General features: G+C 63.2%; 13 protein-coding genes. All 13 read left to right on the top strand.

Annotated elements, in window-relative coordinates:
- Positions 1-36 precede the first annotated feature (36 nt).
- The 13 genes from C7I87_RS01510 to C7I87_RS01450 all read left to right on the top strand — a co-directional run bounded on the left by C7I87_RS01510 (position 37) and on the right by C7I87_RS01450 (position 11,802).
- Positions 37-855, top strand: a complete 819-nt coding sequence (locus C7I87_RS01510; protein ID WP_188393673.1) for an ABC transporter permease — start codon at positions 37-39, stop codon at positions 853-855.
- A complete protein-coding gene (locus tag C7I87_RS01505; RefSeq protein ID WP_149902532.1) occupies positions 852-1,619 on the top strand; it encodes an ABC transporter ATP-binding protein in 768 nt (255 codons plus the stop codon). The genes C7I87_RS01510 and C7I87_RS01505 overlap by 4 nt, the downstream gene beginning before the upstream one ends.
- Positions 1,612-2,628, top strand: a complete 1,017-nt coding sequence (locus C7I87_RS01500; protein WP_149902531.1) for an ABC transporter substrate-binding protein — start codon at positions 1,612-1,614, stop codon at positions 2,626-2,628. Before C7I87_RS01505 ends, C7I87_RS01500 begins: the two co-directional genes overlap by 8 nt.
- Positions 2,629-2,819: 191 nt before the next feature.
- A complete protein-coding gene (locus C7I87_RS01495; RefSeq protein ID WP_149902530.1) occupies positions 2,820-3,515 on the top strand; it encodes a methyltransferase family protein in 696 nt (231 codons plus the stop codon).
- Between the two features lie 301 nt (positions 3,516-3,816).
- A complete protein-coding gene (locus C7I87_RS01490; protein ID WP_149902529.1) occupies positions 3,817-4,446 on the top strand; it encodes a hypothetical protein in 630 nt (209 codons plus the stop codon).
- A 233-nt stretch (positions 4,447-4,679) separates the two neighbouring features.
- Positions 4,680-4,844 carry a DUF3309 family protein gene (locus C7I87_RS01485; protein WP_149902618.1) on the top strand — a complete coding sequence of 55 codons (165 nt, stop codon included), beginning with the start codon at positions 4,680-4,682 and terminating at the stop codon, positions 4,842-4,844.
- Positions 4,845-5,163: 319 nt separating this feature from the next.
- Positions 5,164-5,889, top strand: a complete 726-nt coding sequence (locus C7I87_RS01480) for a GntR family transcriptional regulator (RefSeq protein WP_149902528.1) — start codon at positions 5,164-5,166, stop codon at positions 5,887-5,889.
- 3 nt (positions 5,890-5,892) lie between these two features.
- Complete coding sequence (locus C7I87_RS01475) at positions 5,893-6,942, top strand: ADP-ribosylglycohydrolase family protein (protein ID WP_149902527.1); 1,050 nt, start codon at positions 5,893-5,895, stop codon at positions 6,940-6,942.
- The gene (locus C7I87_RS01470; RefSeq protein ID WP_149902526.1) at positions 6,939-7,916 is read left to right on the top strand and encodes a PfkB family carbohydrate kinase; all 978 of its coding nucleotides are present in this window, start codon (positions 6,939-6,941) and stop codon (positions 7,914-7,916) included. Before C7I87_RS01475 ends, C7I87_RS01470 begins: the two co-directional genes overlap by 4 nt.
- A 39-nt stretch (positions 7,917-7,955) precedes the next feature.
- On the top strand, positions 7,956-9,017 hold the full coding sequence (locus C7I87_RS01465) for an ABC transporter substrate-binding protein (RefSeq protein ID WP_149902525.1): 1,062 nt from the start codon (positions 7,956-7,958) through the stop codon (positions 9,015-9,017).
- Positions 9,018-9,083: 66 nt separating this feature from the next.
- A complete protein-coding gene (locus C7I87_RS01460) occupies positions 9,084-9,947 on the top strand; it encodes an ABC transporter permease (RefSeq protein ID WP_149902524.1) in 864 nt (287 codons plus the stop codon).
- Complete coding sequence (locus C7I87_RS01455) at positions 9,947-10,735, top strand: ABC transporter permease (protein WP_149902523.1); 789 nt, start codon at positions 9,947-9,949, stop codon at positions 10,733-10,735. Before C7I87_RS01460 ends, C7I87_RS01455 begins: the two co-directional genes overlap by 1 nt.
- Complete coding sequence (locus C7I87_RS01450) at positions 10,735-11,802, top strand: ABC transporter ATP-binding protein (protein WP_149902522.1); 1,068 nt, start codon at positions 10,735-10,737, stop codon at positions 11,800-11,802. The genes C7I87_RS01455 and C7I87_RS01450 overlap by 1 nt, the downstream gene beginning before the upstream one ends.
- Positions 11,803-11,859: the final 57 nt, after the last annotated feature.

The following is an 11,859-nucleotide window of genomic DNA, read 5'->3' as shown; positions in this document are numbered from 1 at the left end:
GCGCCGACGCGCGAGCGCCGTCAAGGTCATCCTCTCGTGGTTTCATCGTCATTCAACCCGCGTCAGCTCGCGGGCTTCTTCGCCCAGGCGGCGCCGGCCGTGATATCGATCGGTCTGGCGCTCGTGGCGTGGGAGCTCTACGCAAACTATTCCGGCATCAAGCCGACGGTTCTGCCGGCGCCCTCTCGCGTCCTCGAACAGGCGCTGGTCAATCGGGACGCGCTGCTCGACAACGCCATTCCCACCATCCGCGCCACGCTGATCGGTTTTGCCTGTTCGCTCAGCGCCGCCTTCGCGCTGTCGATGCTGGTCGACTTCTTCCAGCCTTTGCGGCGCGCGCTGTTTCCCGTCTTCATAGTCAGCCAGACCTTGCCGCTGGTCGCCATCGCGCCATTGGTGGTGCTGTGGTTCGGCTTCGGGCTGACGCCCAAAATCATGCTGGTGGCTCTGGTCACCTTCTTCCCGATGCTGGTGGCCCTGGTGCAGGGCTATGAGGCTACCGAGGTCGAGATCGGCCAGATGCTGCGCGCCATGGGAGCAGGGCGCTGGCGGGTCTTCATCCTGGCACGGTTGCCTTCGGCGCTGCCTTATTTCTTCGCTGGCCTCAGGATCTCCATCACCTATGCCGTCGTCGGCGCCATCTTCGCCGAATATGCGGGCGCGGCCAAAGGGCTGGGCATCTACATGCTCAACGCCAAGAACAATTTCCGCCCCGACCTGGTGCTCGCCGCCGTCGGCGTCAGCGCCGCGCTCACCCTGGTCCTGTTCGGGCTGACGGTGCTGCTGCAGCGACTTGCCATGCCCTGGGAACGCGCCGCCGGCAGGCAAGCCGCCGGAAAAGGCCCGCAAGCATGAGCCGGCTCGAATTGCGGCATATGCGCAAGGCCTTTGGCGGGCTCGAAGTGCTCGCCGACATTTCGCTACGCGTGGATGCCGGCGAATTCGTCTCGATCCTGGGGCCTTCGGGCGCCGGCAAGTCGACGCTGTTCCAGCTTCTGACCGGCGCCGAGCATGGCGAGGGTGAGATGTTCTTCGACGGCGCGCCGCTCGACGATCATGGCAGGCATTTTGCCTTCATGCCGCAGCGCGACGCGCTGATGCCGTGGCGGCGGATCCTCGACAACACGACGCTCGGGCTCGAGGTGCAAGGCGTCCGCCGCAAGGCGGCGCGGACGCGGGTCGCCCCCTTGTTTGCCGAGTTCGGGCTTACCGGCTTCGAGCGGCATTTTCCGGCGCAGCTTTCAGGCGGCATGCGCCAGCGTGCGGCGCTGCTGCGCACGGTCGTGCAGGAACGCGACATGTTGCTGCTCGACGAGCCGTTCGGCGCGCTCGATGCACTGACCCGCGCGGCCATGCAGCGCTGGCTCGAACAGATGTGGCGGCATCATCGCTGGACGGCGTTGCTGATCACCCATGATGTGCGCGAAGCCGTGTTCCTGTCCGACCGCATCTATGTGCTGTCGGCGCGACCGGCTCGTGTCGTGCGCGAGATCAAGGTGCCACTGCCGCGCCCGCGCCATCCGAGCGGCGCCGAGGCGCGGCAGGCCAGCCTGCTCGAGGCCGAGATCCTCGACATTTTGCTCAACCTCCAGCCATCCAAAGGACATGACCATGACTGACCTGACGCGCAGGCAAGCCTTGCTGTTCACCCTTGCCGGCAGCGTTCCGCTGATCGCCGGATCGAACCGCTCCTTCGCGGCGACGCGAAAAGTCACCGTCGCGCTCGACTGGACCGTCAACACCAACCACATCGGGCTGTTCGTGGCGCGCGACAAGGGGTTTTATCGCGAGGCCCGTCTGGAGGTCGATATTGTGCCTTACAGCGACACCGGGGCCGGCACGCTGGTCGCCAACCGCGTCGCCGATTTCGGCATCAACGGCACCATTAGCCTGTTTACCCAGAAGACCGCTGGCGCCGACTTGAAGGCCGTCTATGCCGTCGTGCAGTCCGAAACAGGCCGACTGGTGTTCAATGCCGCGCGCAGCGAGATCAAAAGTCCGAAGGATCTGGATGGCCTGACCTATGGCGGTTTCGGCAGTGCCTGGGAGAACGCGCTGATTTCGACCATCATCCGCCACGATGGCGGCAAGGGCGATTTCGAGACGGTGACGCTAGGCACTTCCGCCTACGAGGCGCTGGCCAACGGTTCGGTCGACTTCACGCTCGAGGTATCGACCTGGGAGGGCGTCGAAGCCGAACTCAAAGGCGTCAAGCAGCGCAGCTTCGTCTATGCCGACTATGGCGTCCCCGACGAGCACACGACGCTCATCTCTTCGAGCGAAGCCTATCTCCAGGCAAACCCCGAGCTGGCGTCGTCCTTCATTCAGGCAACGCGGCGCGGCTATCAGTTCGCGGTGGATCATCCAGAGGAAGCCGCCACGCTGCTGATTGGCGCCAACAAGGATGCCCTGACCAATCCGGCGTTGATCCATGCCTCGCTGAAGGCACTGATCGAGGGGCACTATCTGCGCGGGCAAGACGGGACCATCGGCATTATGGATCCGTCCAAGATGGACGCGATCGGCTCCTATCTCTTCGCCACCGGCATCCTGCACGATGCCGATGGCAAGATTGTCGCGCAACATCCGGATTTTGCAGGATATTTCAGCAATGAGTACCTGAGATAGACACCAACGCGGAAACCGCGAAAGGGTCGTGTCGTCCGATGCTGGACGCCACGATGTCGCCGCAGTCCGACAAACCGCGGATAGGGCTCTTCCCTTTCGTCACCTTCGCTCCGGTTTGATGCCGATCTGATCTTCTCGGTTAACGGCCCGGCAATGGTTGCGTGCGAAGGTCGCGCCGAGGGATCATCGGGATGCTTGCCTTGCTCATGTCAAAAAGTGACACACTTTCGCGTGCAGCCGATAACCGGTTTTTTTCCGCGGCGCGCAAGCGCGAGATTCTGATCGACCTGCGCGAAGGTTTCTTTCGCGTCTGCGCCCTGTTGTGCGCGGGGCTGTTCGTCTATCGCGGCGTTTATCAACTTCTCGAGGATCCGACCCGGCTCAATACCGCGCTGGTGGCGATTTCCGAGATACTCACCTTCACCTGGCTGCTCCTGTCGCGGCGTCCGGTCACGCGTGACTGGAATCTGCTTACCGTCATCGTTTCGGTGACAGCCAGTTTTGGTGTTGCGTTGATCAGCCTCAAGCCAGGCATTGCGCTCATCCCTCTCTACGTCGCCGCGCCGTTACAGATCATCGCATTGTTGTTCGTTATCTGGGGCAAGATCTCGCTGGGGCGCTCTTTTGCGATCCTGCCCGCCAATCGCGGTGTGATGACGGGCGGTGCCTATCGACTGGTGCGGCATCCGATCTATGCAGGCTACCTCGCCGGCCATGTGCTCTACCTCCTGTCGGCCTTTTCCTTCCACAATCTCGCGGTCTATGCGGTCATCACCTACATGCAGCTGTATCGAATCCTGCGCGAGGAGGCCTTGCTGGCCACCGAACCGGAGTATCGCGCTTACATGGAACGTGTGCACTACCGGCTGTTCTACCGGCTATTCTGAAGGCAGACTGTCAGGGTTGGCCAGCAGGAGCTATCCGGTAGCAGCAGCCCAGCGGCTCGCTCAAAAGTGGGTTTTTCTCCCTGTATTCTTTAGAATATAGATATCACCTGCGTCCGCTAAAAAAAATCTTTTACATATATATTACATTTTTATTAATTTTGTTTTTCTCTTGTTTCGGCAACGACTACCATAGCGCCAGCTAATTTAGGTTGATCTGAAACCCAAATTTACCTCCGACGTAGTTGTCATCGCAGTCGGCTGTATGCCGACTGCCTTAGCGCAACGACAACAGGAGAGTGTTATGGCTTTTACCATCAAGACAGTCGCCAGTTTGTTGGCGGGTAGTGCAGTGGTTTTCGTTCTTTCCATGCCGGCAAGTGCAGCGGGCCTTGGCGCCGGTGCCTCGGTTGGCGGTAGCGGCGGCGTCAATGGCGGTGTCGGCGCATCGGTCGGCGGCGGTGGCGGCGTCAACGCCGGCGCCGGCGCTTCGATCGGCGGCAGCAATGCCGGCGCCGGCGTCAATCTCGGTGGCTCGAGTGGCGCCAGCGCCGGGCTCGGCGCTTCGGTCGACGGCAGCAACGGCGCCAATGTCGGAGCCGGCGCCAATATCGGAGATTCGGGCGGCATCAACGCCGGGCTCGGTGCCAATGTTGGTGGAACAGGCGGTATCAACGCGGGGCTTGGCGCCAATGTTGGCGGTACTAGTGGTGTTGGTGTTGGCGTGGGCATTGACAACGTAACCAATCCTAGCAACCCGTCGAACCTGGGCATATCGCCCAACCCTAGCCAACTCAACGTTCCGGGTGCCGTTGCCCAGATGTCGAGCTCCCAGCTGACGCGCATGAAGAAGCGCTGCGTCGACGTCCTCGGCAGCGAGGGGACTTATGACCGCGACCTGCGCCAACTCTGCCTGCTGATCTCGCGCCGCTGAGGTTGAAGGAGGCTGCGGAACCAGCCCTGAGGCTTTGACCGCACTCTCCTGGCCTCCGGCCGGTCGGAAAGCCCGCCGTCCAGGCGGGCTTTCTGCTTTGCGGGCTAAGTGCTCCGTAGCCGCGATGGCCCGGCGGAACGCCAGCCCTCCTAAAACGTTCATACCTTTGCAACATCCGAAATAGCGCGATGTCAAAACAGCGCGAAAGCGCGCATTCAGGAGCAGGGAAGGCCATGGGTCTCGGAACGATACTTGTCATTATTCTAATCCTCGCGCTGCTCGGCGGGTTCAGCGGTCTCGGCGGTGGCCCGTTCTACGGAACCGGTTATTATGGTGGTGGCGGTCTCGGACTTGTGTTGCTCATCGTCATCATCCTTGTGGTTCTGGGACGCATTTAGCAGTTCGATCACGGTCGCAATCGCAATCGCGTGACCACGCTCGCGTCGCCGGCCACCGGATTGTGATTCGGCATTCCGCGGGACTTACGTATGGTGATTGCGGTCCACACCCCCCGTGGAAACAAGAGGAGAGGGTCCCACCCCTTTATCCTCCTCCAAGGCCCGCCCCGGCGTCCCCGGAGCGGGCTTTCTTTTTCATCAGCGACTGCCTCGAAGTGCTGGCTCGCCTTGCGGTGCGTCCGTCCGCGCTGATCGTTGACAGAGTTCGCATACCAAGATATTGAACAGGACTATACAAGTTCACTGAACAGGTCTGCATATGAAGCGGCGCGCGGTTCAACTGTCTCCCGGCACGGGCAAGCCCGAGCAGATCGCGACCGTTCTCGAGCATGAGATCCGCTCCGGCGTTCTTGGCTTCGGTGACAGGCTGCAAAGCGAGAACGAGCTCGTCCAGCGCTTCTCCGTCAGCCGCAATACGGTCCGCAAAGGCCTTGAGGAACTGTCCAGTCGCGGGCTGATCACCACCAAGGTCGGCATCGGCTCCTTCGTGACCTTTGACGGCATGCCGGTCGATGACAGCATCGGCTGGTCGAGGGCGCTCGCCAATGCCGGCGCCAATGCGGAGACGCGGACGCTGCGGCTCGAAGTGATCGAAGACGCCGACCTTGCCGTGTTGCTCGGTATCGAAAGCCCGTTCTTCATTGCCGTCGACCGGGTGCGCACCAATGCCAGCGACGGTCACGCCATCTCCATCGAACGCAGCCGCCTGCCGCTGTCGCCCGAGCTGGAAGACGTGCCGCTGCGCGGCCTGCGCGAGGGCTCGCTGCACCAGACGCTGCGCGGCGCCGGGCTCATTGCCGACCACGGCGAGGAATGGGTCGATATCGAGATGCTGAACGCCGAGGACGCCGCCATCCTCGGCTGCTCGCAAGGCACGCCCTTCCTGCGCGGCCGCCGGCTGACGCGCGCGGCCGACGAGCGGCCGATCGAATATGTCACCAGCCTGCTCAATCCCGCGCATTTCGCGCTGCATATGAGGTTCTGAGCGATGCCGGATAACGAGTTCAAGATGGATCGCGCCATGGGCGCGCTTGTCGGCGGAGCGCTGGGCGACGCGCTCGGCATGCCGACGCAGCTTTTATCGCCCGTCCGCATTGCCGAACTCTACGGCCATGTCGAAAATTTCGTCGCGCCCTTCGCCGACCATCCGGTGTCGAAGGGGCTGCCGGCCGGCACCATTACCGACGACACCGAACAGGCGCTGCTGCTTGGCCGCATCCTGATTGAGTCCGGCGACAGCTTCGACCATGCGCGCTGGGTGAACGCGCTGCTCGACTGGGAGCGTGAGGTCAAAGCGCGCGGCAGCTACGATCTCCTGGGGCCATCGACCAAGCGCGCGATCGACGCCATCAACAATGGCGTGCCGGCGGAAGAGGCGGGGCGTAGCGGCGACACCAATGGCGCGGCCATGCGCATCGCGCCGGTCGGCATCATGATGCCACTGGAGCCGCTCGATGCATTCGTCGCCAAGGTCGCCGAGACCTGCCGGGCGACGCACAACACCTCGATCGCCATAGCGTCGGCCGCCGCCGTCGCGGCCGCAGTCAGCCGCGGCGTCTCCGGTGGCGACTGGCGCGCGGCCTCCGACAGCGCCGTGGTGGCGGCAAGGCGAGGGGCGACGCTAGGCCATTGGGTGACCGGCGGCGACATCGCCGCCCGCATCGTCTGGGCGCAGGATCTGGTGCGCGGCAAGGCAATGGGAGATGCAATCCGCCTGATCACCGATCTCGTCGGCACCGGCGTCGCCAGCCAGGAATCGGTACCGGCTGCCTTCGCGGTTCTGGAAGTCGCCGGCGGCGATCCTTGGCAGGCTGCGGTCATCGGCGCCAATCTCGGCGGTGACACCGACACGATCGGCGCCATCGCGGCCGGCATGGCCGGCGCCTGCACCGGCCTTTCGCGTCTGCCGCAGGATCGCATCGCTGGTCTCAAGGGCATCGACATGGCGCAAGTTCGGGGGTTGGCCGCCGATCTTGTCGCGGCGCGGACGTCTAACGGTCGCGTCGGCAAGGCCGGTTCCGGCAAGGATGCGGCATGAGCGGGCGTCTCGTCCATATCGGCAGCGCGGTGGTCGACTATGTCTACCGCATCGACGCCTTGCCGGCGCCCGGCACCGAGAAGACGGCATCGAGCTATGCGCAGGTCGCCGGAGGCGGCTTCAACATGATGGTCGCTGCTACCCGCACCGGCATGAAAGTGGTGTTCGGCGGCCAGCTCGGCAGCGGCCCGAATGGCGACTTCCTGCGTGCCGCCTTCGCCGCCGAGGGCATCGAGACGCTGACGCCGCCATCACCTCTGATGGACAGCGGCAATTGCGTCGCCATGATATCGAGCGATGCCGAACGCACCTTCGTCTCATGGCCCGGCGCGGAGAGTGTGCTCAGCTTCGATATGATGGCGCCCGTGGTGATCGCGCCGGATGATTGGGTGTTTACGTCAGGCTACACGCTGAGCTATCCCGGGAGCCGCGATGCGCTGACCGGTTGGATCGAGGCGCTGCCTGCGCAAACGTCTTTCGTCTTTGATCCAGCGCCGATCATTTCAGACATTCCGCGTCCGATCCTGTCGCGCGTGCTGGCCCGCACGACATGGCTGAGTTGCAACACGACGGAAGCCGCTGAGATCGCTGGTCCAGGCGACATCGAGTCGCTCGCGGCACGACTGCTTGCGGATCATTGCCCGACTGCCGATGGCGTCGTCATCCGCAGCGCGGCCAAAGGCTGCCATGTGCGGTTGGCGGATAGTTCCGCCCAGACCATTTCCGGGTTCAAGGTCGCGGCAGTGGACACCAATGGTGCCGGCGATACGCATATCGGCGCCTTCGTCAGCGCACTGTCGCGCGGTGCGCTGCCGTTCGAAGCGGCGCGCTACGCCAACGCGGCGGCCGCCATTTCGGTCACCCGTCATGGCGGTTCATCGGCGCCAACCGACGCGGAAATCCAGACTTTCCTGAGCCAAGCCGCCGCGATCGGCGGGCCAGGCCGGACACAGAAGGCCCATCAGACAGCCTGACAAGCCCGGGAAGCGGGCAAACACAGAGAGGAACGAACCATGCGCATGCCTGACTTGACTGCACTCTTGACGGCGACCGCCGTCTTCACCTCCGCACTAGCCTTCGCCGCCAAGGCCGACGAGGTGCATGTGCTCAACTGGAAGGGCTACGGCGCCGACGAGCCGTGGGCCATCGCCGCTTTCGAGAAGGCGACCGGCAACAAGGTCGTCAACGACTTCTTCAATTCCGAACAGGAGATGCTGACCAAGATCCGCACCAATCCCGGTCTCTATGACGTCGTCATGATCAATGCCGCCTTCAACGACCAGGCGATGGCTGAAAAGCTGATCCAGCCGATCGATGTATCGAAACTGCCGAACTATGCCGATATCAGCAAGGACAAGGCCGGATCGCCGATGCTCGACCATGACGGCAAGGTCTATGGGGTGCCATGGGTGTGGGGCCTGACGGCGCTCGCCATCAACGAAAAATCCTTCGACAAGCCGCCGACCTCGATCGCCGAGATGTGGAATCCCGCGCACAAGGGTCGCGTCGTCATCCGCGACGACGCCGTCGAGGCGGTGCAGTTCGGCGCTATCGCCACGGGCCAGAACATCAACGACATCAAGGATATGGCTGCGGTCAAGGCGAAGCTCACCTCGCTAATGCCGCAGATCAAGACCTTCTGGAGTTCGGAGAACGACTGGAACCAGATGGTGGCCTCCAACCAGATCGACATCGGCACCTATTGGAGCGGCTCGGCCGACCGCGCCAAGACGCATTTCAAGCTACCGGTCTCGCTGGTCATTCCGCAGGAGGGCGCCGTTGCCTGGCTCGACGCCTTTTCCATTCCCGTCGGCTCCAAGAACGTTGCCGGCGCAGAGGCCTTCATCAACTACATGATCGACCCGAAATTCTACGTCGAATGGGTCACCAAGGTCGGCGCGCCGGTGTCAGCCAACACCAAAGCGGTGGCGGCGCTGCCTGAGGATGCCTTCAATCGAAAGGTCATGGGCGACCCTGCGGTGGCCAAGCGCATCCAGTTCCAGGCGCCGATCACCGACGCGCAGCGCGAGGCCTATCTGGCGCTCTGGCAGCAGCTCAAGGTCGACGTGAAGTAAAATCATGTCCCGGCCAGCCGGCGGTTCGCGCCGGCTGGTTCTTCAGTCCCTGGGGAGGTAGGTATCATGGCAGGTGCGGCCGCGTCGCGTAGCGGGCTGAGATCGGCGCTGCCGCTGCTGGCGCCGGCCTATCTTTGGCTGACGGTGGCGATCTTCCTGCCGCTCTCGGCCATGGTCTTTTTCTCCTTCATGACCGACCTGCCGCTGACGGGAAAGCCGTGGGCCTTCACGCTGGGCAATTATGCCGCGTTCTTCTCGCAGGGCCTCTATCTGACGCTGCTGCTGGCTTCGCTCCGCCTCGGCCTCGAGGTGACGCTGTGGTGCGTCGTCATCGGCTACCCGGCAGCCTATGTGCTGGCCAAGGTGCTGAAGGGCCGCAGCCGCGAGGCGATCTTCCTGCTGGTCATCCTGCCGTTCTGGTCGAACGGCCTGGTACGCATCTTTTCCTGGGCGATGGTGCTGCGTGAAGGCGGCATCCTCGACACCGCGCTCAACGCGGTGCTGCCGTTCAAGATCAACATCGATCTCATGTATTCATATCCAGCTGTCATCATCGGGCTGGTGCACTCCTACGTGCCCTACATGGTGCTGACCTGCTATCTCACGCTGCAGGCCATCGACGACTCGCTGATCGAGGCTGGGCGCTCGCTCGGTGCCTCGCGGCTGCAGGTGCTGAAGCGGGTGATCATTCCGCTGTCGCTGCCGGGACTGGTGGCGGGCGCGGCGCTCATCTTCGTACCGGTGGTCGGCTCCTTCATGGAGCCGCGCATTCTCGGCGGCCGCACCGGCACCTTCTACGGCACGGTCATCGAGGACCAGTTCGTCGCCGTATTCAACTGGCCGCTCGGCGCGGCATTATCCTTCATCCTGCTCGCCGTCGTGCTGATCATCCTGGCGGTCGCTTCTCCGGTGCTGCGAAGGGCCGCCTGATGATGACGACGCGCATCCTCGAATGGCTGGGCCGCCTCTATGTCGGGCTTCTGCTCGCCTTCCTCTATTTGCCTATTATCATCATGGCGCTGATGTCGTTCAACGTCTCGCCCTTCTACCAATTGCCCTTCGAATGGACGACGGAATGGTACGCCTCGCTGTGGCAGAACGAGCAGCTGATCGCGGCGACCTGGAACAGCATCGAGATCGCTGTCATCACCACTGTTATTTCGACCGTGCTCGGCTCGGCGGCATCGCTGGCGCTCTTTCGTTACGAGTTTCGCGGCAAGAAGTTTTTGCAGGCGCTGCTGTTTCCGCCGATCGCCATTCCGTGGCTGATCACCGGCACGGCGATGCTGATTTTCTTCTTCGGCGTCGGCATCGGGCGCGGGCTGTTCGCCATCCTGCTCGGCCATGTGGCGCTGGCACTGCCCTATGTCATCGTCGTCGTCTCGGCCAGGTTGCAGACTTTCGCACCTGAACTGGAGGAAGCGGCGCGTTCGCTCGGCGCCAACCGGTGGCAAGTGACGGCGCGCGTGACGCTGCCCTGGATCATGCCGGGCGTCATCGCCGGCGGGCTGTTTGCCTTCGCCGTGTCGTTCGACCAGTTCGTTGTCTCCTATTTCCTGGCGACGCCGGGCCAGACGACGCTGCCGGTCGAAATCTACGCCGCGATCCGCAAGGGTTTTACACCCGAGATCAATGCGGTCTCGACCATCATCATCGTCGTGTCGATGGCGTTGATGCTGCTCACTGCGCGCTTTTTCAAATTCGGCGGAGAGAAATAATGGCCGGTGTTGAGGTAGCGAACGTCTCGCGCAGCTTTGGCGCGCACAAGGCGCTGGACGATGTCTCCATCGACTTCGCCGATGGCGGGTTTTATGCGCTGCTCGGGCCATCGGGCAGCGGCAAGACCACGCTGCTCAGACAGATCGCCGGCTTCGATTTTCCCGATTCGGGCCGCATTGCCATCGGCGGCGAGAGCGTCGAGCGGGTGCCGGTCGAAAAGCGGCGCATCGGCATGGTGTTCCAGAACTACGCGCTGTTTCCCAATATGAGCGTTGCCGACAATATCGCCTTCGGCCTGTCGGTGCGCGGCGAGGCCAAGGCGGTGATTGCGACGGAGGTGCAGCGCGCGCTCGACCTCGTGCAGCTCGGCAAGCTCGGCGCGCGCCGACCGCATCAGCTCTCCGGCGGCCAGCGCCAGCGTGTGGCGCTGGCGCGGGCGATCGTCACCAAGCCGCGCGTGCTTTTGCTGGATGAGCCGCTCGGCGCGCTCGACAAGGCGCTGCGCGTCGACATGCAGATCGAGTTGAAGCGCATCCAGCGCGAGATCGGCATCACCACCATCTTCGTCACCCACGACCAGGAAGAAGCGCTGACGATGAGCGATCGCATCGGTATATTGCGCGACGGCAGGCTGGTGCAGGAAGGGCCGCCGGAAGAGATCTACGACCGGCCGAAGAGCGAATTCGCCGCCACCTTCCTCGGTGACGCCAACATCTTTCGCGGTGAATCGACCGGCAACGGCATCCGCCTGCCGGACGGCACGGCGATTGCCGCAGGCTTGGGCGACAGGCTTGCCGCCGGCGCCAAGGCGAGCTGCGCCGTGCGGCCCGAACGCATCCGCATTGCCAACGATGCCGGGGCCATGGATGCCGCCAATGTTAACGAATTGCGGGGTCAAGTGTCCAAGCGCATCTTTGCTGGCAACAACAGCACCTATTTCGTCGAGCGCGCCGGACAGACGTTGAAGGTCATCGTCCAGAACACCGGCGATGACAGGCTGGCAGAGGGGGAGGATGTGGTGCTGCGATGGTCGCCGGAGAGCACGGTGTTGATCGCGGCGGGGTAGTCTGGGCGTTTATAGCTGCGACGGTTGGCGTTCCTTCGCGCCCCCCTCTGTCCTGCC

Origin of the sequence: Mesorhizobium sp. SARCC-RB16n (genome assembly GCF_008520305.1) — a bacterium.
GTDB lineage: Bacteria > Pseudomonadota > Alphaproteobacteria > Rhizobiales > Rhizobiaceae > Mesorhizobium.
This window is presented reverse-complemented; position numbering and strand designations above follow the sequence as displayed.

Bases quoted from the DNA above. Each gene is read 5' to 3' on its own strand.
- C7I87_RS01505 (WP_149902532.1), top strand. From the start codon at position 852: ATGAGCCGGCTCGAATTGCGGCATATGCGCAAGGCCTTTGGCGGGCTC.
- C7I87_RS01500 (WP_149902531.1), top strand. From the start codon at position 1,612: ATGACTGACCTGACGCGCAGGCAAGCCTTGCTGTTCACCCTTGCCGGC.
- C7I87_RS01495 (WP_149902530.1), top strand. From the start codon at position 2,820: ATGCTTGCCTTGCTCATGTCAAAAAGTGACACACTTTCGCGTGCAGCC.
- C7I87_RS01490 (WP_149902529.1), top strand. From the start codon at position 3,817: ATGGCTTTTACCATCAAGACAGTCGCCAGTTTGTTGGCGGGTAGTGCA.
- C7I87_RS01485 (WP_149902618.1), top strand. From the start codon at position 4,680: ATGGGTCTCGGAACGATACTTGTCATTATTCTAATCCTCGCGCTGCTC.
- C7I87_RS01480 (WP_149902528.1), top strand. From the start codon at position 5,164: ATGAAGCGGCGCGCGGTTCAACTGTCTCCCGGCACGGGCAAGCCCGAG.
- C7I87_RS01475 (WP_149902527.1), top strand. From the start codon at position 5,893: ATGCCGGATAACGAGTTCAAGATGGATCGCGCCATGGGCGCGCTTGTC.
- C7I87_RS01470 (WP_149902526.1), top strand. From the start codon at position 6,939: ATGAGCGGGCGTCTCGTCCATATCGGCAGCGCGGTGGTCGACTATGTC.
- C7I87_RS01465 (WP_149902525.1), top strand. From the start codon at position 7,956: ATGCGCATGCCTGACTTGACTGCACTCTTGACGGCGACCGCCGTCTTC.
- C7I87_RS01460 (WP_149902524.1), top strand. From the start codon at position 9,084: ATGGCAGGTGCGGCCGCGTCGCGTAGCGGGCTGAGATCGGCGCTGCCG.
- C7I87_RS01455 (WP_149902523.1), top strand. From the start codon at position 9,947: ATGATGACGACGCGCATCCTCGAATGGCTGGGCCGCCTCTATGTCGGG.
- C7I87_RS01450 (WP_149902522.1), top strand. From the start codon at position 10,735: ATGGCCGGTGTTGAGGTAGCGAACGTCTCGCGCAGCTTTGGCGCGCAC.